This is a genomic window from Salipiger abyssi (genome assembly GCF_017311415.1).
GTDB classification, from domain to species: Bacteria; Pseudomonadota; Alphaproteobacteria; order Rhodobacterales; family Rhodobacteraceae; genus Salipiger; species Salipiger abyssi_A.
Genome location: NZ_JAEKIS010000012.1, coordinates 148,282 through 169,904 on the forward strand (window position 1 = coordinate 148,282; position 21,623 = coordinate 169,904).

Below are 21,623 nucleotides of genomic sequence, written 5' to 3' on the forward strand. Positions count from 1 at the left end.
CATCGAACAGATGCGCGACACTGATGTACTCGACCAACAAGGAGAGCCCTCATGACATCCGCTTCAAAGTTCCTCCAATTCGCAAGGTGCGCGTCTGTTATGGCGCTTGCCGCGCTGCCGCTCGGCGCGGCGGCGCAGGATGCGCCGGAGCCCGTCACGCTGACGATCGCGAACTCCCAGTGGCTCGATGCGCTGCGGGGGGAAAACCTCTGGAATGCGCTTCTGAAATATCAGGAGGTTGCGCCGCATGTGACGCTTGAGCAGCGCCCCATTCCCTCGTCTGAATTCGCTGCTCGGATCACCACCGAGCTGGCGACAGGGCAGGGTCCGGATCTGGCCATCATGCTCGAACCGGTCTTTTACGCGCTCGCGGATGCGGGGCTGCTGGCGGATCTGACCCCGGTGGTCGATGGCCACGACGATCTGAACATTACCAATGAGAGCGGCATGATCGACGGCCATCAATATGGCATCGCATGGCAGCGCGCGGTTTATGGGCTGATCTACAACAAGGCGCTTCTGGACAAGGCCGGGGCCTCCGTGCCCACCACCGTGGACGAGCTCATAACCTCCGCCAGTATGGTCAAGGAGGCGACCGGTGCGCAGGGCTTTGCCGCGCGTCACCAGATGAACGAGTTCGAAGTCTGGAGCCTGGATTTCCAGAACTGGGCCTTTGGCAACGGCGTGCACTATGTGGACGATGCCGGAAATCTGACCATCGACACGCCCGAGCTGGCGGCGGCCTTCCGCGATTTCAAAAAGGTCTATGACGCGGATGTCATTCCGCGCGGCGACGACATGTCGACCCAGCGCAACCGCTTCAAGTCCGAGCAGATGGGCTTCAGCATCGACAATACCGGCGGCTCGCTCAATATCGCGTCGGGCGGCGCCATGCCCTCCACAGATCTCTATACGGCGCCTTTGCCTTTCGAGCATGTTGGCGCGCACAACCAGCTCTTCATCACCGTATCCGATAGCAGCGAGAACCGCGAGGCGGCGTTCGATTTCCTCGACTGGCTGATCGGCCCCGACGGTCAGGTGGCGCTGCGTGCGGTGTCCGGTCCGGACGCGCTGGCGACGGATGTGCCCATGCTGCCGGAATTCGCGGCGCAGCACCCTTGGGCAGAGGAAATGGTCGAGCTGGCCAAGACCTCGCGCAGCCCGCTCATTCCCGGCTATGAGACCCGGACCAATTCGATCATGCGGTTCGTCATGACGGCGCTCGAAGAGGTGCTGGTCGCCGATGCCGATCCCGAAACCGTGCTTGCGCAGGCGCAGGAACGTATCGACCGCGAATTTTGAGGATCGGAATGACCAGTACCTATCTCCCCGAACTCCGGCGCGCTACGCGCCGGACATCGGGCGCGCCCGGCGCGCGCCCGGCACAGCCCTGGCCGGGGGAGGCCAGATGCGCCGTCGCGATCACCGTCGACATGGATGGCGACGGCAACGAGGCCGGTATCGGAGAGGCGCCGCTCGGCATCCACTCCATGGGGCGCTACGCTGCGCGCCGCGGCGTGCCGCGCTTCCTCGACATGTTCCAGCGCCACGGCATCCCGGCGACCTTCTTCATCCCCGGGTATGACTGCAAGCAATCCCCAGACCTGATCCGCCGCATCGCCGCCGAGGGGCACGAGGTGGGCTCGCATGGCTATATGCACGAGGGGTTCATGATGAGTGACGAGGAAGAGGAGCGCAGGCTCCGCCTGACTCACGATCTCATCTCCGACGCCATCGGCAAGGCGCCGCGCGGCTGGCGGTCGCCCTACGGGCAGAAGACCCGCCACACGATGAAGGTGCTGAAATCGATGGGCTATATCTACGATTCCAGCGACAAGGACACCGATACGCCCTATCTCTTTGCTCCACACGACGCGCCCGGGGCGATGGTCGAGATACCCAACAACACGCCCATTCTCAGCGATACCTCCTGGTATCAGGACGCGCGCACGGCGCCTTCGGATGTCGAGCGCGAATGGTGCGCAGAGTTCGACAGCGTCTATGGCGGCCACGGCTTCTTCATTCTGACCTTCCATCCGCGCCCGGGTTTCGGCTCGGGAATGCCGGCGCGGGCGAATGTGATCGACCGCCTGTTGCAGCATATCAAGAGCCACGCGGATGTCGCGTTCGTCACGCTGGAACAGGTGGCGGAACACGTCCTCGCGGGGGCCGAGGCATTCGAGGAGCTGGCAATTTGACCGTCGCCTTTCATGACACGGGTTTTCCGGCCTGTCCGGCCTTTCTCGGGGTGACGCTCGAAGTCACCGCGCGGGATGGCAAGGCGGCGATAGAGCAGGGCTTTCTCGGACGGCACTCGCATGGCCGCTACGCCTTGCGTGAAGGTCTTTGGAACCTGCTCGAGGTGTTCCGGGCCGAAGACGTGAAGGCCACGTTTTTCACCGACCCCGACGATGCGCTGCGCTACCCGGAGATGCCCGAGGCGATCGTCGAGGCCGGTCACGAGCTTGCGCTGCTCGCGCCCGCTGGTCTTTGCGACCCACGCCATCCCGAGCGGCTGGCCCGCCTGGAAGAACAGCTCGACCGTCTGCGCGAGGTGACCGGCGCGCCGGTCACCGGTTGGCGGGCTGCCGATGGCCGGTTGAGCGATGCGCTGATGCAGCGCCTGCCAAGGCTCGGTTTTACCTATGACAGCAGCTTTTACGACGATGACCGCCCCTATGTCTTCGACGCCGGAGGCGGTGCGGTGCTGGCCGAGCTGCCGGTATTCGAGTTCCTGACCGACACGGTCCTGCACGGTGCCAAGCACCCGCTGGCGCTTGTCGAGAGGATCTGGGGCGAGGAGCTGAACGCGCTGCACGAGGCCGGCGGCTATCTGCCGCTGTCGCTGTCCTGCCGCGCTGATTTCGGATCGGGGCGGATGTCGCGGGCGAGGGCGGTCGGCGCATGGGTCGCAAAGGCGCGGCGCAAGCCCGGTGTCGGGTTCCGCACCGCCGCCGAGATCGCGGCGGCGGCGGTCGAGACCTGTGTTCCCGAGCCGATCCCGGCCATTGTCGACTGAGCGAGACCAGGACGGAGCCGGCAGGCGCGTGTCGCGCGCCGCGCGCCTGCCGGCCTTGACCTCGCCGGGGTTGGAAAAATACCCTCCGGTTCCGGACATCTTCGCGGCGCAAGGACGAACGCTCTGGAAACGCGCATATTTCAAGCCTGGGAAGAGCTTTCGGTCGCCGAGAAACGGCTGGCGCGGGTGTTTCTGACCTATCAGGCCGATATGGGCCATCTCCGCAAGGAAGCGCTGATCCGGCTGGCCGATGTCTCCAGATCCACCGCCGACCGGCTGGTCCGGCGCCTCGGCTATCGCAACTACCGCGAGCTTCAGCAATCCGTCCGCAACGATTTTTCCTGGGGCGCGCCGCAGGTGCCCGAGGGCGCGGTGGCGCCGAACTGGAGCGATGTGATCGAGGCGGACCGCTTCAATATCACCGAGACCTTCTCGACCATCGACCCCGCCGAGATCGAAGCGCTGTGCGAGCGCGTCGCCTCGGCTCCAAAGGTCTGGGTCATGGGGCTGCGCGCCAGCGTCGGGCTGGCGGAGATCGCGACGCATTATCTCGGGCAGGTGCGGCGCGGCGTGCATGGTATCTCAGGCGACAGCGCGACCTGGTCGCGGGATCTGGCGTTGCTCGATCCCGGCGATGTGCTGCTGATCTTTGCCTTTCGCCGGCGCCCGACGGTCTTGCCCAGACTGATCACGGAGGCGCGCCGGCTTGGCGCGACCACCGTTCTGATCACCGATATCAGCGCGGGCGCCAGCGCGCGCGTGGCCGATCACGCCCTGCGGTGCAGCGGACAATCGCCGTCGCCGCTGATCTCATTCTCCGCCGCGATCACCATTGTCAACGTTCTGACCCTGGGTGTCGCGCAGCGGCTCGGTGAGGCCAGCCGCAAACATATGGACGATGTGAACAAACTCGTGCGTTCGGTCGAGGCGGTGTCTTCGCCCTATCAGCGGCCCCGCGACGGGACCGCCGACTGATCGCGCAGGAAGCGCTCACTTTTCCGTCTGTCCCGTGGCATGGCTGAGGGGGCGACGTGGCTCGGCCCCGCGCAGCAGGCTGGCATAGACGAGCGCAAAGATTGCCACGCCGGCGACATCCGTCCAGATCGCGCTGGGAAACAGCCCGGCGGGCAATAGCGCCAGCAGCCCCCCGAGACCCAGCAGGCCACGCCAAAGGCCGCTCACCCTTCGGTGCAGGAACCCTACCATCGCCGCAGTGACCATCAGGATGCCGAGGATCGCCGAGCCGAGCGCCCAAAGAATATGCAGCCAGTCCCCCTCGAGGATCAAGGACGGCGCGAAGATGAAGAGGAACGGCACGATATAGGCGGGCCAGGCCAGTTTCATCGCGGCGAGGCTTGTGTCCCATGGGCTCGATTGCGCGATATTGGCGCCGGCAAAGGCGGCGAGTGCGACAGGCGGCGTGACCATCGAGAGCAGGCCGAAATAGAGCACGAAGAGATGCGCGGCCACGACCGGCACGCCGACCTCGACCAGCGCCGGCGCCACCAGCGTGGCCAGCAGCACATAGACCCCGACGGTCGGCATTCCCATGCCCAGCACGATGCTGATGAGCGCGGTGATCAGAGCGAGCAGGAAAACCGACCCGCCGCTGGCATTGATGATGTGCAGGGTCAGGTTGAAGGCCAGGCCGGAGATATTGAGCACCCCGATAATGAGCCCGGCCGCGGCGCAGACGATGACCAGTCCGGAGGCGGCAATTCCGGCCTCGCCCAGCACGCTCCAGCTTTCGCGCAAGGCGATGCGCCGGCCTTTGTAGCCAAAGGCGAGGCTGACCGCGAAGAGCGTCACGATGGCCCAGATCGCCGCCCGCTCCGGCCGCATGTTCAGCTCGAAAAGGCCGTAGAAGAGCACGGCGAACGGCAGCAGGAAATGCCAGCCCTCGCGCAGGGTTCCGAGCGCAGAGGGCAGATCCTCATGTGGGATCGCCGTGACCCCCGCCTTGCCGGCGTTCAGGTCGACATTGATGAAAATCGCCAGGTAATAGAGCGCCGCCGATGGCAGCGCGGCGAGCATGACGACCGCATAATCCACTCCGATGAAATCCGCCATGATGAAGGCGGCGGCGCCCATCACCGGCGGCACGAGCTGGCCGCCGGTGGAGGCGACGGCCTCGACCGCTCCGGCATAGGTGCCGCTGAAGCCCGCCCGTTTCATCATCGGGATGGTGACCACGCCGGTGCCCACCACATTGCCGACTGCGCTGCCGGAGATCGAGCCGAAGAGGCCGGAGGCCGCGACGGCGACCTTGGCCGGCCCGCCCCGGAAGCGCCCCATGCCGGCGAGAGCGATATCGTTGAAGAAATCGGCGGCGCCGCAGCGCGCCAGAAGTTGTCCGAAGAGCAGATAGGGGATCACGATCACGACGCCGACCTTCAACGCCGTGCCCAGCATGCCGTTGGCGTCGATGGCCAGATAGGTGACGAGCTCGGCGGCGCTGCTCGGGCGGCTGCGCAGCTCGCCGGGCAGCAGGTGGCCGAAGAGGCCGTAGCCCAGGAAGAGCAGCACGACCACCAGAATGCCCATGCCGACGCTGCGCCGCAGGGACAGCATGAGTGCGCCGAAGAGCACCCCAGAGAGCGCGATCAGCCAGGGCGGCATGAACGGTGCGTCCATGGAAATCTCGGGGTAGAAAAGCCCGACATAGAAGCCCACCCCAAGGGTCAGAGCGGCGCAGAACAGCATGAGCCCACGCAGCAGCGGGCCTTTCTCGCCCTCGATATGGATCTGCAAAAACCCTCTGGCGAGGGCGATCGACAGCACCGTCACGAGAAGCTGCGCGTCATAGACAGAGAGGCCGAGCTGGCGCTGAAGATTGGCCGCATAGGCCACCGGCAGGGCGACCAGCAGGATATTCAGCGTCAGCGCCAGCAGCGTGGCCCATGACGCGCGTGGCGTCATGGGAGCGTTATGATCGGCGGATCCCATCTGCGTCAGTCCATCAATCCGACGGATTTGTAGTAGGCGACGGCGGCCGGATGGTAGGGCAGCCCGCCGAAGTCCGGCGCCATCGTGTCGACCGCGAACTCGGAAAAGGTCGAGCGGATGGCGCGGACACCGTCGGGATCGTCATGCAGCGCGCCGAGGATCTTTGCGACCACCTCGTCGGACACATGCGCGCCGGCCACCAGCACATAGTCATAGCCCATCATCGGCGTCGGCTCCGCCACGCCCACGGCGGTTGGGCCGGGCTCCACGGTCTTGATGTATCCGGTCGGCAGAACGCCCTGCATCGCGGCTTCCGCCTCCGGCGTGTCGTCGAGCGCGAGCCAGCGGATACCGACCGCGGCGTCGGCCTCGCGGGTCTTGCCGCCCTGAAGTGCAAAGAAGGCCACGTCAGCCGCACCGGCGATGAACTCGTCCACGCCATTGGGCACCGAAGGCACCATGACCGGCTCCATCTCGTCGATGGACAGCCCGGCGGCGGCCAGCATGCCCTCGACCTGCGTGACAAGGTTCGGCTGCGCCGAATAGCCGTAGGTGATGGTCTTGCCCGCGATGTCGGAGACCTTGGTATAAGGCGAATCCGCCCGCACCATGAACCCAACGACCGAGGGGCTGAGCGAGGCGAGAACGCGCAGCTGCGACAGCTGCCGGCCTTTGAACGCGCCCTTGCCGCCGGCGGCTTCCTCGAATTCCGGGCTCGGCACCAGCTGAAGGTCGAGCCGCCCGGCGTCGATCAATGGCATGGATTGCCCTGAGCCGCCATAAGACTGGACACGCAGGTCCATGCCCGCCTCTTCGGTCAGAAAGCTGGCGAGCCCGGCATTGCTGGCATAGTTCTGCGAGCCCTGACGGCCCGCACCGATGCCGAGCGACTGCGCGGCGGCGATGTCGCCGAACGCAATCGCGGCGGTGACGCAAAGCATGGACAGTTTGAAGATTTTCATTTTCCCCTCCCTTGGTTGAAAATCGCTCGCGCGCGCCTCTGGTTCTTTCGGCGCGCGCAAGGCGGTCACAGGCCGGAATATCCGGCGCGCGCGACCCAGTAGTCCCAGGCCCGTGCCAGCGGCATCTTGCCCAGAAGCATGGCGCTGGTCTTTTCGATCTCGCCATCGGTCAGCGGAACCGGCTCGCCGATCTGGAGCGCCTGCTGTACCAGCTCGGCATTGTCCCGCAGACCCATCGAGATCATGCAGACCGACTTGATGTCGGGGGCGACGCAGATGCAGCCATGCCCGCGCAGCAGCGCGACGCTGTTCTGACCCAGCGTCCGCGCCAGCGAATGGCCCATCTCCATGCTGTCGACCAGCATATTGGTATCGCCGAACTCATCCTGGCTTTCCCAGATCGGCACCTCCTTGCCGATGACCGAGGACATGTGAAAGATCGGCCGCAGCGAGATATTGTTCATGGTGAACGGGATGATCGAGCGCGCATGGTGATGCGTCACCGCGTTCACATCCGGGCGGTCCTTATAGAGCGCGCCATGAATGTGCCGCTCGCTATAGGGCCAGCGGTGATCCTTGCTCAGCAGCTCGCCTTCGAGCGTGAACTCCATGATATCGTCGCGTGTCACGTTGCCCGGGCTGCGCGAGCGCGAGAGCAGATAGCGGTCGCGGTGAACCGGGTGGCGCACGCTGACATGACCGAAATTGTCGATCACGCCTTCATGGTCGAGAATCCGGTTGGCAACCACCAGTTCGGCAATGGCGGCATCGACCAGCTGGGTCTGGTCGGGCGGGAGCATGTCTTCGGGCATCGAGGCCTCCTCTTTCGTTCCGTGGGCGAAAGCTAGCAACCCTGAAGAAAACCGAATAATATATATCTTATCAGCGTAACATAGCTTATGAGATATGATATGCGCTCCGCGGTTTCACAGCTTTCCCTGCACAAGCTCGAAGTGTTCTGCATGGTTGCAGAGCTTGAATCGGTGTCGCGGGCGGCAGAGCGGCTTGGCATCGCGCAGCCGGTGGTGTCGGCGCATCTCAAGGCGATGTCGGAAAAGCTGGGCACCCCGCTGACGCAGCGAAACGGTCGCCGAATAGTCCTGACCGACGAGGGGCGCCGGGTGCTGAAATGGGCGCAGGAAATCACCGTCCGGACGCTGGAGCTGGAACGCGAGCTGATGGAAAGCAAGAGCGGGCTGCGCGGTGCGGCAAGTGTCGGCGCCTCGATGACGATCGGTTCGTTCATCCTGCCAGCCATGATCTCGGATTTCCGCAGACGGCATCCGAACGCGCAGATCTCGGTCCGGGTGGCGCCGCCGTCCTCGGTCACGGATGCGGTGCATAGCGGCGGCTGCGATTTCGCCTTCACCATACTCGATCCGCGCCAGGAACTCGCGGGGTTGCAGATCGAGCAGGTCCGCGACGAACGGCTGATGCTGGTGGCGTCTGACAGGTCCGGGTCGGTTGCCCCCCGGATCGCACCGGCCGAACTTTCGAAACACTGGTTCGTAACCGCCCAGACCGGCACGCCGCGCCGCGAGCTGGAAGAGGCGGCGCTGCGGCGGCATGGAGTGTCGACGCGCCGGATCGCGATGGAATTCGGTCATGCGGAGGCGATCAAGCAGGCAGTGCGCGCCGGGGCCGGCATGGCATTTCTGTTCGAAAGCTCGGTGCGCGACGAACTGGCCTCGGGTGTCCTGCGCGAGATCGAGACGCTGGGCATGCGCCTTGCCGTGCCCGCCTATCTGGTGCGCCGCGAGGGCAAGCGTCTCAACCAGTATCAGACCCGCCTCATGAAGGATCTGACGGCCGCGATGCGCGGCAGCGCCGCGGGCTGAGACTGGGCGGGGCCGGACGGCTCGTTTTGCCGATTCTCTGCCGCTTGTAACGGGTCGCTCGATGCGGTGCGCGCTGCGTGGCAGGGGCCGCCGACCACAGGTCGCCTTGCCAAGCCGACAGCGCTGCGTGCCTGAGTTCGCACCGCTCCGCGCTCGCGCCGGCGCCTGACACTCGAGTGGAGATCCGTTTGAAACCCTGCGGTTGCCCGGAAAGTCTATCGATGGGCCGGCGACGAGCGGGAGACGCTTTGCGGCGACTGTCGCGCGGCGGTCAGGGCAGCCAATGCGGCATGATCACATTGGATCTTGCTTGTGTTGCCGGACAGGAGTATCCCCCGCAGCGGGACACCCCTCCCAACGAGGGACAGGCGTTGTCCCGGATTCTTCCATATATTTCATGAGCTTGGTTCCTCGTTGTCGGGGCGCTGTGTCGCTGATGTGTCAAACAGCGTGTCGGTGACGGTCTTGTCCTCGATCGCGTGGGCGTATGTGCGCAGCACCGTGGTGGCATCCTTCCAGCCGCCACGCTCGGCCACGGTCTTCACGTCATAGCCGTTCCGCAGCATCGAGGTGGCGAAGCCATGTCGGCAGCAATGGGGCGTCAGCCGCTCGATCCCGGCGCGGGCGGCGACGTTGTTCCAGGGGCCCCGAACGCTGCCGCGACCGGCATAGCCAAAGACGCTGTCATCCGGCCTGCGGTTCGAGGGGATGCTCTCCAGCGCCCGGACGAGGTCCGGCTGAAGGTGGGCAATCCGGCTCCAGGGCCGCGGCTTTTGCAACTGGATCTTCGCAGTTGATCCGGCGAGGTCGACATCCCGCCACTGAAGACGGCAGGCTTCCCCGACCCGCGCGGCGGTGCCATACATGAACAAGCAGATGGCTGCGAGGTGCGGCAACCCGTCCTGCTCTGCCTGACGGGCGAAGGCGCGCACCCAAGTCAGGGTGGCTGGCGTCTTGATCGCAGGGTCTTCGCTGTAGCGCTTCACGGAGAGCCGCTGGCACCAGCCAAGCTCGGCCGCGTGATTGATTGCGGCCTGCGTCGGCTTGATCACCTGGCGGTTCCAGGTCGGCTCTGCCGCATGCGGATAGATCTTCCGCGCGGCTTGGCGGATCGTTTCGGCGCGGACTTCGTCGACGGGCATATCCTTCCAGAAGTCCGCAAGGCGCAGCAGGAACCGTTCCGGCTTTTCGGCGTCCAGATATGCGGTGAAGACCTGTGCCATCGTCAGCCCTGCGCCCGGCCCGTCGAACTTCCGGTCCCATGCCTTGGCTTCCGTTTCTGCCTTGATCCGCTCGGCGATGTTCCGGTCAGACGTGCCCGTAGAGCCGCGTAATCGCCTGCCGGAAACCGTTCCTCGGAAGTGCCAGACGTCACCGCGCCGGTAGAGTGTGAGGGGCATTGGATCGCCTCCATGAATGAGCGAACATGGTGCGGAAACATGACCTTGCGACGCCCCAGCTTCGCGTAGGCCCCCAGCTCTGCCACCTTCTCGTTTACCGTCCGGGCCGACATGCCGAGGTGTTCGGCAAGGTCGGTCGGGGTGGTGTACTCGGGATGCAGGCGGGACGTGGGCATCTGGTCCTCCGCAAGATGGCGTCAGTGCGCCGCGCGTGTCGCCGACGGGTTGCGGCGATAACCGGGGGCGCGACGCGCGGCCTCGGATTTCAGGATCACCTCGACGTGCGATGGCAGCAGGAACATCGCCTGCCCCATGGCGTAGAAGGCGCCGTACTGCCGCGCCTTCTGCCGCAGCGTTCTTGCAGACAGGTGGATGCCCTGCTCTGCCATGAGTTGGCACCAGCCTTCGGGTGTCCGCCCTCCTTCAACAATTCGGTCCATCATGCGCTCCTTTCTGCATGTCCCAGCAGTACCTGCCTCCGGTGGTCTGAGGCAATTAAATGAGATATAATGGGATCACATTGGAAGTTTTGCGCCATATATTGCGCATATCGGTAGTTGGGAGTGTAAGGAATGGCGAAGTACAGGTTCGGCCCACGGCCCGAGAACGACGACGAAGCATCCGAGGCGATGGAGCGCGAGCTGTTCCGGGAGGAGTGTGAACGGCGAAGAGACATTTGCCAGCCCCACATCCGCCTGAAAGCGCTGCGCAAGTCTTACAAGCTGTCGCAGGAAGAGATGGCAGAGGTGCTGCAGGTCAGCCGCCGGACCCTCCAGGACTTCGAGCGCGGCAAGCGCGCGATCCCCTCAGACGCAGTGGCGAGGCTCTATGGTCGCTTCAACTGCGACCTGCACGCCCTTTTTGTCGGCCAGCCCTATCCGATCAGCCGGGAAGACCGCGCGAGCTTCGTGAAGGCGGGGCTGGATGCGGTCTTCGAGCTTATGCGAAAGTTCCCCGACATGTCGGCCGAGGACGTCAGGCACTACGCCACGCTGACGGCAGAGCTGACCGATCCAGGTGAGGATCCTGAGCTCGGTTGGCTGCTCGAAATGGTCGGCCGTAGGCGGGCCGAGGCGGAGGGCCTTCTCTGAGTTGGTGCTGGGCACGGACCAATTGGTAGATATGGCCGCCTCTGGCAGTCTTCTGCGCGCAGCCTGACACTCTCGGCCCAGAGCGGACGTTCGTGCATCCTGAGAATGCCGCAGTGCAGCAGATGGATCGAAACCTGTCCGATTCATTCGCTTTGCAGTGCGATTTACAAACAGAGCAGGGATAGTGCCAGCCTATCCGAAGACCGCAGCACCTTCCGACCATATCCGTAGAGAAGCACCCGTCAGGCATAGTGTTCCGAAGCCAAGCATCGCCAATGTGGCGATAAGCTCGACCTGTCGAGCGCGACGAGTCTCCATGCAGTCGGGAAGATCGCAGAGCAGCCGGTCAATCGTTGCTGCTCGCCAAGCGACAAAAGCGCCGATTGTGGTGAACACTGTGACCATGATGTCGTTGATTGCGGACAGGCTCGGATTTCTGAAAATTGCGCCGACCAGGGGCACTGCGGCAAGCCCTACCCAGGACAAGCCCGCGATATAGTCGACCAGTCTATTCACCGAGTAACACTGTCATGGGAAGTGTCACGCGATCGGTTCCGGAGGTCACGATGACATCTGCATCACCCATTTCGGTCGCGAACTCGGCTGCGCCGTCGCTGCCGCTGACCACGACGGAGGCTCCGCTGAATTCGAGGAGGAGACGCCGGTTGTCTGGCAGATAGATCAGCATCGCCCCGGACCCGTCGTTTTCACGCGCCAGGCCGAAGTCGCAGGGCGCGGCAGGACCGTCCAGGGTGCCACAATCCACACGGCCGATTTGATCGAACAGTTCAGCGCCCGCGCGACGAATGGCAGACGCGGGCGATAGAAACTCCGCCGCAGCCCAGCCTTCGATCCCCGACGCATCGATGAAGCTGATCTGGCACCACGTTCGGTCGCCACCCTCTTCGCATCCCTCGTTGCGAAGGATGATGCCAAGCGGGGCATGTGCGACCACGCCGGCAGAGGTCGTGGCCCCGCTGCGGATGTTCAACGTGGCATCGACCCCGGACACGATCACATAGGCCGCCGATGACATCTCTGGCTGAGGGAGCCCGGGGACAAGGCGCGCGGTCACGCCGTTGCCGACAAGCGTCAGGCTGTCGTCAAAGGGATCGACCTGCATCTGGACGTCGCCCTGCAACAGGGTCGTCAGGCGGCTCTCCTGCGCAGACAACGCTGCGCCCAGACACGCGCGACGGGTCATGGCCAACGCGGGAGAGAGCTGCAAGACCCCGGCTGCCACGTCGGCCTGGCCCGTGAAGCCGTTGCACCCGGTCGAGCCGGAGATACCCCCGTCGGCGAACGTGACCGTGGGCGCGCCGATCGTTGCCGCGCCGTCGACTCTCGCAATGGTCCAGTCCGACGCTGCGGCAGGCGCGGTCATGCAGGCAAGGGCGAGAGCGAACAGGCGCATGAAGTCATTCCTCTCAGGACATGATGACGAAATCGCGCCCGGATCGCCGGTCCGGATGCAGGGGAAGATCGGTGAAGACGAAGATCATACCGGGATGGCTGTGGCTGGCGATCACCTCCGCGAACGCCTTCTCCGTGCCCACGCGGGTCAGGTCATGGTCAGCCTGTTCGGCAGAGCCATCATAGGTCAGCGCCTGCCACCGCATGCCACGCGACCCGTCGTCGGGCCCGTGCAGCACGTAGACATGCGGGCCAAGCGGCTTGCCATCCCAGGTGAGCGGACCTTCGGCGACCTGTCGGTCGTTCTCGAGGATAATGATGCGTTCATCGTGGGAGGACGCCACGATCGAGGTAATCGGATAGGTCCCTTCCATGTTCCAGTCCGACGGGTGCTGGCGCGGGGTCAGCGTCTCGAGAACCTTCTCGAACTCGGTCTCTTCGTAATTCCCGAGGATGAACCCTGGGTGGACAACGCTGTCCGGCGCCGAACCGCTGGCCGCTATGATGACCGGCGTCCCCAGATGCGTGACCTCGAAGAGCAGCGCAGAGAATTTCAGCGGCAGCCGGACACAACCGTGGCTGGCCGGATATCCGGGCAGGTTCCCGGCGTGCAGAGCGATCCCGCCCCATGTCAGCCGGTTCATGTTCGGCATCGGCGCGTTGTTGTAGGTCGATGACCGGTGATCGCGGTCCTTCTGAAGCACGACGAAAACACCGGTCGGGGTTTCGTGCCCGGGCTTTCCGCTCGAACAGGTCGACACCGCGATGCGCACACCGTTTCGATAGACATGGACCCGCTGCTCATCGAGTGAGACGACAACCGACACTGGCCCGTCCGGCTGCCTCTCGGGGTGCCAGGTGAATTCGCCGGGCTGGAGAGCGTTCACTTCCTTGAAGACATGCTGACCAGCCAGCGGCCCCGCAAGAAAGGCCAGCCCGGCCGCCCCGGCCAGGGCCGCGAGCTCCCGTCGTCGCAGTTTCCGATCCTGACCCATGCGGCACCTCCTCGAACATGCTGGCGCCTGGAAAGGATATGGCACAGCGCGTCACCTGCAAAGTGTGGGATGGCGCGGGCAGATGCTGTTCAGCAAGCGACTGGATAGAAACGCTCAGATGCGGCGCGGAAAAGCGCAGACAAATCAGCAGCTACCCGGTAAGCTTTCTCATAGGTTGACGCCGGATGCGCCCAAACATGTTAAGCTACCACTCAAGACATTGGAAAGAAAATGCCCGCGGTCGCGCCGACTTCGGGTCACTGCTTTTCAGTGCTCCAGATCATTTCGATATGTCGAATGGCCCCGACAGGAAGCTGTCGATACATTCGGCGGCCTTTCCCGATATCGGGACCAGCCTGCTTGGCGTCACGTCATCTGGCCATGAAATCGACCTCGCCGATGACAAATACCTGACGGTCATGATCCCGACGCGGGGACGGACGCATGTTCACATGGACCGCCGGAAATCCGTGATCGAGGAAGGGGCTGCACTAGCGCTTGGCCCATCAGAGCGCTGGACACGCGTGGAAAAAGGCAACCGCCGGGATTTCCGCGCCAACCTTGTCAAGATTTCGCTCGATGCCGCCCCGGTCCGCCATATCCTGCCCGTGGTTGCGGGTGATCCGGTCCTGCCGATCGCGCCCAACGCCCTCGCCGGGTTCAAGGCGCTGATGGACTACCTGTTCAGAGACCTCGCGTCCCCGATGCCGACGCTGATCCACCGCCCGGCATCGGACCTGTTCGCGGCGCTCGTTCTTGAGCATATCCGCATGTTGTTCCTCACGGGCATGGACGAGATCATCGACGACACTCCACGGCACGCGCTTGTGGGCCGTGCCGAGGACTACATGGTGGCCCATCTTGGCGAGCCCCTCACTGTGCCGATCATGGCCGAGGCGCTCGGTGTATCCGTTCGCCAGCTTCAGGATGCCTTTCGGCAGTCGGTCGGACAATCGCCCTGGGAACGGCTGACGGCGCATCGTCTGGACAGGGCCCGACGGCGTCTGCTCGCCGGAGGCGGCCCTTCGGTGACCGCGATCGCCTTTGACTGCGGGTTCTCTCATCTGGGTCGGTTTGCGCAGACCTATCGCGCGGCCTTCGGAGAGGCGCCCTCAACCACGTTTCGCAGGGCGCGCGCGCATTCAAACGCAATTCGGACAGACGCCACGCAGAGCGGATAGCCCGGCCCTGCTGCAACAGCGTAGCGTCCATGCAGCGTCACGGATCACGGAATGCGTTGAGTCGGATGGCGCGTGCGAAGGTTGAGGTAGAATGGTCCGATCACCTGAAAACGCTGCTGCGGGGCGCGAGATGTTCCGGTTCGAACGGGCGGGTAGCGATCTGCCGTTCTATCGTGGCGCCCCGGTTTCCATTTCCGCCGCAGGCTGGCTCATGGTGCTCGCGTCAGTCGCAATTGCGTTCCTAGCGCTCAACATGACGCAACCGATATTTCCGACGGGTCCGGGCACGTTCATCCCGGCGCTGCTGTTTCTGCTGATCCCTCTTGCCACGCTGGTCATCGTCGCGGGCCGACATGCACCGCTGGCGCTGTTCCGACCCGTCAGGCGGAGAGACGCCAAGATCATCGTCGGGTTCTTCCTGCTGAACGCGGTCGTGACGGTCGCGCTCGGGCTGCTGGTGACCAGTCTTCTTCACACGGCGGCCAATCCGGCAGGCGACAGGGCGGCGTCGGCATCGGGGCTGGACCGGGTGCTGTTCTTCGGCTGGACCGCCATCCAGCTGGTCGGGGAAGAGGTCTTCACGATCCTGCCCTTCCTTGCCGTCCTGACGTTCCTTGACCGCAGCCTGCCAAGGAAAACCGCGATTGCGCTGGCGGCCCTTGGCGCCGCGGTGATCTTTGCGCTGATCCACCTTCCCACCTACCAATGGAACGTTCCCCAGGCGCTGATCGGCCTTGTCCCCATCCGGATCATCCTGCTGATGCCCTATCTCATCACCCGCAACATCTGGGCCTCGGCGGGCACGCACATCCTGAACGACTGGACGATCTTCGGGCTGTCGATGGTCGGCGGGGCTCCTGAATGACGCAGGTTTCCCGGTTTTCAAAGAAAGGTCGCCCGATGCACAAGCTCATGCTTACCGTCCTCATCCTGGGGTCCACCCTGCCACTGGCAGCCCGCGCGCAGGACGAACCGGCCTTCGATTGCACCAGGGCCGAAAGCTCGGCCGAGAAACTGGTCTGTGACGACGCGGCGCTCGGGGCGTTGGACCGGCGGCTTGCGGACCGGTTCGGCGCCGCGCTGGCCGTCACCAGGGGGCTGGATGCCGGGGCGCAGGAGGCCGAGGACACGTTGCGGGCCACGCAGCGCGGCTGGATCAAGGGCCGGGACGAATGCTGGAAAGAGCCCGACCTGCGCGCCTGCGTCGAGACGGAGTATCTGCGACGCGAGGCCGAACTGACCGCTCGGTGGATGCTGGAAGACCCGTCGGACATCCGCGAGCTGATGTGCGGCGACGGGGCGCGGTCACTGACGGTCTATGAATTCGCGACCGAATTGCCCGGCATCCGTGTCGAAGAGGGAGACGGCGTCCATGTCGGCGCGCTCATGTCGGCGGATATGCCCGGCGCCTACTACGTCGTCCAATGGGGCAGCGTGTCGCTTGGGGACGGGCCACAGATCGAGGACGTCTACGGAGAGCAAACATCCTGTCGTTTCGCAGGCTGACAGCCACCTTTTTGTCGAGAGGAGACACCGGAATGCCCAGATTTCTGCGGTTCATGAGAACCGCTACCACAGCGATGACCCTGACCCTCGCATCTTTCGTGTCGCTGCCGGATGCTGCCCTCGCACAGATGGGGCCGGACTACTGGCAAGTCACGGGCGTGGCGTCGAACGACACGCTGAACATCCGCTCCGGACCTGGCACATCGAACCGGGTGGTCGCACGGGCACCGAACGGCGCGGTGTTCCGCAACCTTGGCTGCCGGGGCGAAGGGACCGCCCGCTGGTGTCACCTCGAGACGCCGAACGGTCAAATCTCAGGGTGGGCGGCAGGGCGGTATCTGCGCGAAAGCGGTGCGCCGACCGGCGGCACCATTGCGGGGCGGCCAGACGTGCCGGAATTGCACGCGCGCAGTTCGGGCGAGATCGAGGTGCGCTTTGCCAGTGGCTGCACGGCGCTGTTCAATCCCATCGGCCGCGTGATCACCGCGGGAAGTTCGTGTTCCCGCGCGCAACGGTCGGCAGCGGACCAGGCCGTGGCAAGCTATCTGCGCGAAAACAGCCCCGGTGCGGACCACAGCGGCGGTGCGTCCACCACCGACGTCAACGTCTCGGGGTCCGGCACGATCTACGGCGGCGCATCGCTGAACGGCAGGATCTTCGGGCACAAGGAAGGCGCCTATGCGCTGACCGTGTCCGGTGACGGGCTGACTTGCACTGGGCTCCTGCGGCACGCTCCCGGCACGGTCGGAAGCGAAAGCACGAACGTTCACTGCGTCGGCGGCGCACACGGACTGGCCGTTCTTGTCCGCAATCGCAGCGGCAATGGCAGCACCCTGACCATTACGCTGACCAACGGCACCGGTGGGTATGTGCTCTTCTGAACGTCACGGATGTCACACCCTCGTCCCGGGTGCTCCGGGGTGACATCCGCACGTCCGGCCCGGCGCCGCGCGTCCCGTGGCGCCGGGCCATCGACCACCCTGCAAGCCCTGACCCGAAAGGCGCATCATGTCCCCCGATCAGATCATCCTGACCCTCATCGCCCTGATGACATCGGCAACGGACCCGGCGTTCGATCGACTGAAACAGGGGGGCCATGACGACAGGTATCCCGTGACGGTGGAGACCTGCCCGCGACCGCTCGGCGTGCTGGAGGTCGAGGGCAAGACGGTCATCTGTGGCCGGGTGTCCGTCCCGGAAATCCACGGCACCGAGACCGGAGAGACGATCCCGCTGGCCTTCGCCGTGCTCAAGTCCCGGTCCGCCGCGCCTGCCTCCGACCCGGTCATCTACCTGCACGGTGGCCCCGGCGGCTATACCGTGCAGACCATCCCTATGAATGCGAAGATCTTCGATTTCCTGCGCGACCGGCGGGATGTCGTGCTCTTTGATCAGCGCGGTTCCGGGATCTCGGACCAGACGATTGCCTGCTACAACGAGCTGGCCGGGGATTTCCTCGCCTTCGCGAAGCCCGACGATGACACGATGTTCGGCGCAGATGGGCCGCTGGCCACCTGCCTGGCCGAGACCGTGGAGGCAGGCACCGACCTTGAACCCTACAACACCACCCAGAGTGCGATGGACGTCCGCGCCATCATGCATGCCCTCGGTTACCCCGAATACAATGCCTTCGGCATTTCCTACGGCACCAAGCTGGGGCAGGAACTGCTGCGTATCGCGCCCGAGGGTCTGCGATCCGTTGTCATCGACAGCATCAGCCGCGTCGACAATCCGGCCTATGACACCAACGGCGTTCCGGCGGACCAGGCGCTTGGCTGGATGGTCGACTACTGCATAGCCGACGCAGCCTGCGCCGACGCCTATCCCGACCTCGAAGAAATCATCAGCGCCGCCGGTCGCCGGCTTGCCGAAGAGCCCAAGGTGATCCTGTCCGGGGAAGAGCTGGATCCGAGCTTCGTCCAGGCGATCCTCGAGCTCAGCAACAAGCGGGCCATGCCCTTCACCGCCTACCTGCCACAGGTCTACACCGAACTGGCAAAGGGTGAGACCGCGACGCTGCAGACGTTGCTGGCGGGCGGTTTCAACCCGCCGCAGTCGTCCGATGCGATCCTTGCGGCCTACGGCAAGGGCCTCGATCCGCTGGACAGGACCCTGGCGGAATTCGTCCTGAAACAGGCCGAGGCCATGCGCATGGAAGAAGACAACATCGCCAGGCTGATGACGACCCTGTCGGACGATCTGTCAGGGTCGGGCGCGGCCCGGACCGAGGCCCTGCTGGACGAGGCGCTGTCTGAGGTCGCGACCACGATGGAGGCCGACGCGCTTCTGGCGTTCCTGCACGACTACGTGCTCTTCATCGGCCAGTCTCCCGACCGCGACCGCGTCGCCGCCTTCCTTGCCTCCCATGTCCCGGAAACCGAGACCCCTCGCATCATGGGGCTCTTCGCCGCCATGACGGACGACGATATCGCCGCATTCTACGAACGCGCCCGCGTGGACGCGGCCAATCTGACGGCAAAGTCCCGGATGATGTTCACCCTGGGCATCATCGCCTGCCAGGAGGATTACCCCTTCAACTCGCGCGAGGGGTTCGATGCGGTGTCGAAGGGCTATCGCTTCCCCGTGATCGACGCGGGCACGCGGGAGTCGACGCTGCGCCTATACGACTTCTGCGACCTCTTCGAAAAGCACCCGCGCGACGGCTTCCACGACCCGGTTGTCAGCGACATTCCGGTTCTGGCCATGTCCGGTACAAAGGATACCCAGACCAACCCGGATGCCGCCGAAATGGTGATCCGCACCCTGTCCAACGGCCAGGCGGTGCTGTTCCCCGAAGCCGGGCACGCCGTGATCCAGTTCTCGCAATGCGCGCGGGACGTGGCCCTGGGGTTCCTTGAAGACCCCGACGCCCCGGTGAACGCGGCCTGCACCGAAGGGCTGAAGCCGGAATTCCACATCCCCCAGAAAACTGACTGACCGGAAGGACCTGCCATGTCGCCCGACCAGATCTTCGCCCTGATCGCCGCCCTCATCGGCGAGCCTGACCCCGAAGCCTTCGCCGATCTGAAAGCCGGCGGTCAGGACGCGGCCTATCCCGTCACGATAACGCCCTGCGCCCGCCCGGTGGCCCCAACCGAAATCGACGGCAAGACGGTCATCTGCGGCCTGGTCGAGGTGCCCTACGATCATGGCGATCCGGATGGCCGCAAGATCGACATCGCCTTCAATCTCTACAAGGCGCATTCCCTGTCGCCCGAACCCGATCCGGTCATCTATCTGCACGGTGGGCCGGGGGACGGCACGGTGTCCCGCGTCGGGCGGACGATCGGGTTCTTCGAACACCTGCGCGCGCGTCGCGATATCATCGCCATCGACGAGCGCGGCGTGGATTCCAGCGCACCCGACATGGATTGCTACGCGACACTCGGCGACCATCTTGCCCCGGTCGTCGAAATGGGGGCGGACGTCGCCGCCGCCGTGCTGGAACAGGACCTCATCAAGAGCTGCCTGGCCGAGCTCGATGCCAAGGGGATCGACTATTCCCTCATCAACACCGAACAGAACGCAAAGGATGTGCCCGCCGTCATGTCGGCCCTCGGATATGACAGCTACAACATCTACGGCATTTCCTACGGCACGAAGCTGACGATGGAGATCCTCCGGCAGGATCCGCCCGGCATCAGGTCGGCGATCATCGACGGCAACGCACCGCCGTGGCTGCCGCTGTATTCGATGATCTGGCAGGCGCATTCCGAACCGATCCGGGCCAGTCTCGAACCTTGCGAACGCGACCCGGTGTGCAATGCTGCCTATCCCGACATCATCGACCGCACCTTTCAGCTGTTCGAGACGCTGGATGCCGAGCCGGTGGATGGGGCGCAGGGGCCGATCGACGTCAATGTTCTCTACGAGATCCTCAACTACCGGGTGAACATCCACGGCGATTACTCTGCGATGACGCCCTACATCCCGCTCATGGTCACCCAGCTGGAACAGGGCGACCCGACCATCGCCGACCAATGGGCGGCCGGAGAGATTCCACCGAAAGCCACAAACGCATCCGCGGAAACCGTGCGCACAGCGGCCCTGGCCGCCGGGCTTGCCGACGCGGAAATGGCCCAGGTCGACGCAATGCTGGCCGCCGCTGAGCACATCCGCCTTGCCGAGGGCACCGTCACCCGTTCCGCGCAGCTGCTCGAGACAGACCTTGACGCAGATACCCGCGGCACCGATGTGGCACAGGTCTTCGATGCCCGGCTGGCCGCGGCGATCAAGGATTTGCCGGAGCTGACGGATCGACTCGATGCGGGCCGGGACTACCTCGCCCTGCGCTTCGAGGAGCCCTCTGCAGACGCCCTGGTCACACTGGCTGACACCCATTTCCCTGCCGAGACCGCGTCCGCTCTGACGCGACTGGCGCGGCAACTGAGCCCGTCCGACCTTGCGCGGGTCTTCGATCTGATCCGCGTCGACAACCAGGCGACGGTCGATACCGTGGAGGGTGCCTTCCAGACCTACCTCTACGCCTGTCAGGAAGATTTCTCGGACGGCTGGAATTCCATGGAAAAGTTCATGGAGCTGATGAGGGCCGAAGGCTCGTGGGGGCCGGTCCTTCAGGACGGCATGGCGCAAGGTGTCGTGTCGTTCCATGCGGCCTGCGAGAACTTTCCCAAGCATCCGCGCGAGGATTGGACCTCGGTCGGCACCACGGATGTGCCTGTCCTGTCGATGAATGGCGAGCTGGACACCCAGACCGCCGTCAGCTGGGGCGCGCTCGCCGTGCAGGACTTCGCCAATGCCAAACTGGTCGTCGTGCCAGAGTCGGGGCACGGCACGATCCGGTTCAGCCAATGCGCGAAGGACATCACGGCTGCCTACATGGAGGACCCGGCAGGCGATCTTGACACATCTTGCGTAGAAGACCTGAGACTGCCCGTGATGCTGCCTGACGGGACGTTGCACCCTTTGCCGTATTGATCGATGGTTTGACCGCCTGAAAGCTTCCAAGGCCCGCCGGCACCGATGCGCGCTGGCATCGCAGGCAGTCGATCGAACCGCGCTGCCTTGGCCGAAACAGACCAGCACTGCAAATGGGCGATCTGGGGATCAGACACCGGCTTCGGCTCGCCCGACGACGGGCGGCTTTGCGGCATTCACCCCAACGTTGACCGGTTGCAGCGAATGTCGGCTGTCCGCCGATTCCGTGGAAAAACACTCGTTCGCGAGCGCAGAATATCGAGGTCTGAAAGGGGCGCGAGCGCCTTTCCTGTCAGGCGTTTCGCGATTGCTGCGGTGCGGGAAGGATCTTGGC

General features: G+C 64.5%; 20 protein-coding genes and 1 pseudogene. 13 read left to right on the forward strand and 8 right to left on the reverse strand.

Annotation, left to right across the window (positions count from 1 at the left end; all coding sequences use genetic code 11):
• Positions 1-51 precede the first annotated feature (51 nt).
• The 4 genes from I6N89_RS16735 (at position 52) to I6N89_RS16750 (ending at position 3,994) form a co-directional block, all read left to right on the forward strand.
• Complete coding sequence (locus I6N89_RS16735; RefSeq protein ID WP_207019593.1) at positions 52-1,302, forward strand: ABC transporter substrate-binding protein; 1,251 nt, start codon at positions 52-54, stop codon at positions 1,300-1,302.
• An 8-nt stretch (positions 1,303-1,310) separates the two neighbouring features.
• Complete coding sequence (locus I6N89_RS16740; protein WP_207019595.1) at positions 1,311-2,198, forward strand: polysaccharide deacetylase family protein; 888 nt, start codon at positions 1,311-1,313, stop codon at positions 2,196-2,198.
• Positions 2,195-3,019 carry a polysaccharide deacetylase family protein gene (locus I6N89_RS16745; RefSeq protein WP_207019597.1) on the forward strand — a complete coding sequence of 275 codons (825 nt, stop codon included), beginning with the start codon at positions 2,195-2,197 and terminating at the stop codon, positions 3,017-3,019. The genes I6N89_RS16740 and I6N89_RS16745 overlap by 4 nt, the downstream gene beginning before the upstream one ends.
• Before the next feature lie 186 nt (positions 3,020-3,205).
• Positions 3,206-3,994, forward strand: coding sequence for a MurR/RpiR family transcriptional regulator (locus I6N89_RS16750; RefSeq protein ID WP_207019599.1), 789 nt, complete (start codon positions 3,206-3,208; stop codon positions 3,992-3,994).
• Positions 3,995-4,009: 15 nt separating this feature from the next.
• Here I6N89_RS16750 and I6N89_RS16755 read toward each other — a convergent pair whose 3' ends face one another.
• The 3 genes from I6N89_RS16755 to I6N89_RS16765 form a co-directional block, all read right to left on the reverse strand.
• Positions 4,010-5,965 carry a TRAP transporter permease gene (locus I6N89_RS16755; RefSeq protein ID WP_207019601.1) on the reverse strand — a complete coding sequence of 652 codons (1,956 nt, stop codon included), beginning with the start codon at positions 5,963-5,965 and terminating at the stop codon, positions 4,010-4,012.
• Between the two features lie 5 nt (positions 5,966-5,970).
• Positions 5,971-6,927, reverse strand: coding sequence for a TAXI family TRAP transporter solute-binding subunit (locus tag I6N89_RS16760; protein ID WP_207019603.1), 957 nt, complete (start codon positions 6,925-6,927; stop codon positions 5,971-5,973).
• 65 nt (positions 6,928-6,992) lie between these two features.
• A complete protein-coding gene (locus I6N89_RS16765) occupies positions 6,993-7,739 on the reverse strand; it encodes a class II aldolase/adducin family protein (RefSeq protein WP_236016684.1) in 747 nt (248 codons plus the stop codon).
• 99 nt (positions 7,740-7,838) lie between these two features.
• Here I6N89_RS16765 and I6N89_RS16770 point away from each other — a divergent pair, with 99 nt between their 5' ends.
• Positions 7,839-8,765 carry a LysR family transcriptional regulator gene (locus I6N89_RS16770; RefSeq protein ID WP_207019605.1) on the forward strand — a complete coding sequence of 309 codons (927 nt, stop codon included), beginning with the start codon at positions 7,839-7,841 and terminating at the stop codon, positions 8,763-8,765.
• A 395-nt stretch (positions 8,766-9,160) separates the two neighbouring features.
• Here I6N89_RS16770 and I6N89_RS16775 read toward each other — a convergent pair whose 3' ends face one another.
• Both I6N89_RS16775 and I6N89_RS16780 read right to left on the reverse strand, forming a co-directional pair.
• Complete coding sequence (locus I6N89_RS16775; protein ID WP_207019607.1) at positions 9,161-10,165, reverse strand: site-specific integrase; 1,005 nt, start codon at positions 10,163-10,165, stop codon at positions 9,161-9,163.
• A gap of 197 nt (positions 10,166-10,362) precedes the next feature.
• Positions 10,363-10,605, reverse strand: coding sequence for a hypothetical protein (locus I6N89_RS16780; RefSeq protein ID WP_207019609.1), 243 nt, complete (start codon positions 10,603-10,605; stop codon positions 10,363-10,365).
• 132 nt (positions 10,606-10,737) lie between these two features.
• On the opposite strand from I6N89_RS16780, the gene I6N89_RS16785 reads away from it, so the two are divergent.
• Positions 10,738-11,256, forward strand: a complete 519-nt coding sequence (locus I6N89_RS16785) for a helix-turn-helix transcriptional regulator (protein WP_207019610.1) — start codon at positions 10,738-10,740, stop codon at positions 11,254-11,256.
• A gap of 192 nt (positions 11,257-11,448) precedes the next feature.
• On the opposite strand, the gene I6N89_RS16790 is transcribed toward I6N89_RS16785, so the two are convergent.
• Genes I6N89_RS16790 through I6N89_RS16800 form a run of 3 tightly spaced genes read right to left on the reverse strand, consistent with a single transcriptional unit; the run spans position 11,449 to position 13,664 of the window.
• Positions 11,449-11,772 carry a hypothetical protein gene (locus I6N89_RS16790; protein ID WP_207019611.1) on the reverse strand — a complete coding sequence of 108 codons (324 nt, stop codon included), beginning with the start codon at positions 11,770-11,772 and terminating at the stop codon, positions 11,449-11,451.
• Positions 11,765-12,670 (reverse strand): META domain-containing protein, encoded by a 906-nt coding sequence (locus I6N89_RS25530; protein ID WP_236016685.1) that lies wholly within the window; start codon positions 12,668-12,670, stop codon positions 11,765-11,767. Before I6N89_RS25530 ends, I6N89_RS16790 begins: the two co-directional genes overlap by 8 nt.
• A gap of 13 nt (positions 12,671-12,683) precedes the next feature.
• Complete coding sequence (locus I6N89_RS16800; protein WP_207019613.1) at positions 12,684-13,664, reverse strand: L,D-transpeptidase; 981 nt, start codon at positions 13,662-13,664, stop codon at positions 12,684-12,686.
• A 197-nt stretch (positions 13,665-13,861) separates the two neighbouring features.
• Between I6N89_RS16800 and I6N89_RS16805 the strand changes: the two genes are divergently transcribed.
• The 7 genes and pseudogenes from I6N89_RS16805 to I6N89_RS16835 form a co-directional block, all read left to right on the forward strand.
• Entirely contained in the window at positions 13,862-14,845 is a 984-nt protein-coding gene (locus I6N89_RS16805) for an AraC family transcriptional regulator (protein ID WP_207019614.1), read from the forward strand.
• 130 nt (positions 14,846-14,975) lie between these two features.
• Positions 14,976-15,710: a type II CAAX prenyl endopeptidase Rce1 family protein gene (locus tag I6N89_RS16810; protein ID WP_236016686.1), complete on the forward strand. Its 735-nt coding sequence runs from the start codon at positions 14,976-14,978 to the stop codon at positions 15,708-15,710.
• A gap of 35 nt (positions 15,711-15,745) precedes the next feature.
• Positions 15,746-16,351 carry a lysozyme inhibitor LprI family protein gene (locus tag I6N89_RS16815; protein ID WP_207019618.1) on the forward strand — a complete coding sequence of 202 codons (606 nt, stop codon included), beginning with the start codon at positions 15,746-15,748 and terminating at the stop codon, positions 16,349-16,351.
• Positions 16,352-16,383: 32 nt separating this feature from the next.
• Entirely contained in the window at positions 16,384-17,232 is an 849-nt protein-coding gene (locus I6N89_RS16820) for an SH3 domain-containing protein (RefSeq protein ID WP_207019620.1), read from the forward strand.
• Positions 17,233-17,359: 127 nt separating this feature from the next.
• Positions 17,360-19,288: an alpha/beta hydrolase gene (locus I6N89_RS16825; protein WP_207019622.1), complete on the forward strand. Its 1,929-nt coding sequence runs from the start codon at positions 17,360-17,362 to the stop codon at positions 19,286-19,288.
• 15 nt (positions 19,289-19,303) lie between these two features.
• A complete protein-coding gene (locus tag I6N89_RS16830) occupies positions 19,304-21,289 on the forward strand; it encodes an alpha/beta hydrolase (protein WP_207019624.1) in 1,986 nt (661 codons plus the stop codon).
• 87 nt (positions 21,290-21,376) lie between these two features.
• Positions 21,377-21,623, forward strand: a pseudogene (locus I6N89_RS16835) (hypothetical protein); the annotation flags it as partial.

Coding starts and splice junctions, on each gene's coding strand:
- I6N89_RS16785 (WP_207019610.1), top strand. CDS start 10,738: ATGGCGAAGTACAGGTTCGGCCCACGGCCCGAGAACGACGACGAAGCA.
- I6N89_RS16765 (WP_236016684.1), bottom strand. CDS start 7,739: ATGCCCGAAGACATGCTCCCGCCCGACCAGACCCAGCTGGTCGATGCC.
- I6N89_RS16770 (WP_207019605.1), top strand. CDS start 7,839: ATGCGCTCCGCGGTTTCACAGCTTTCCCTGCACAAGCTCGAAGTGTTC.
- I6N89_RS16805 (WP_207019614.1), top strand. CDS start 13,862: ATGTTAAGCTACCACTCAAGACATTGGAAAGAAAATGCCCGCGGTCGC.
- I6N89_RS16780 (WP_207019609.1), bottom strand. CDS start 10,605: ATGGACCGAATTGTTGAAGGAGGGCGGACACCCGAAGGCTGGTGCCAA.
- I6N89_RS16825 (WP_207019622.1), top strand. CDS start 17,360: ATGTCCCCCGATCAGATCATCCTGACCCTCATCGCCCTGATGACATCG.
- I6N89_RS16755 (WP_207019601.1), bottom strand. CDS start 5,965: ATGGGATCCGCCGATCATAACGCTCCCATGACGCCACGCGCGTCATGG.
- I6N89_RS16775 (WP_207019607.1), bottom strand. CDS start 10,165: ATGCCCCTCACACTCTACCGGCGCGGTGACGTCTGGCACTTCCGAGGA.
- I6N89_RS16735 (WP_207019593.1), top strand. CDS start 52: ATGACATCCGCTTCAAAGTTCCTCCAATTCGCAAGGTGCGCGTCTGTT.
- I6N89_RS16815 (WP_207019618.1), top strand. CDS start 15,746: ATGCACAAGCTCATGCTTACCGTCCTCATCCTGGGGTCCACCCTGCCA.
- I6N89_RS16820 (WP_207019620.1), top strand. CDS start 16,384: ATGCCCAGATTTCTGCGGTTCATGAGAACCGCTACCACAGCGATGACC.
- I6N89_RS16810 (WP_236016686.1), top strand. CDS start 14,976: ATGTTCCGGTTCGAACGGGCGGGTAGCGATCTGCCGTTCTATCGTGGC.
- I6N89_RS16740 (WP_207019595.1), top strand. CDS start 1,311: ATGACCAGTACCTATCTCCCCGAACTCCGGCGCGCTACGCGCCGGACA.
- I6N89_RS16800 (WP_207019613.1), bottom strand. CDS start 13,664: ATGGGTCAGGATCGGAAACTGCGACGACGGGAGCTCGCGGCCCTGGCC.
- I6N89_RS16830 (WP_207019624.1), top strand. CDS start 19,304: ATGTCGCCCGACCAGATCTTCGCCCTGATCGCCGCCCTCATCGGCGAG.
- I6N89_RS16760 (WP_207019603.1), bottom strand. CDS start 6,927: ATGAAAATCTTCAAACTGTCCATGCTTTGCGTCACCGCCGCGATTGCG.
- I6N89_RS25530 (WP_236016685.1), bottom strand. CDS start 12,670: ATGCGCCTGTTCGCTCTCGCCCTTGCCTGCATGACCGCGCCTGCCGCA.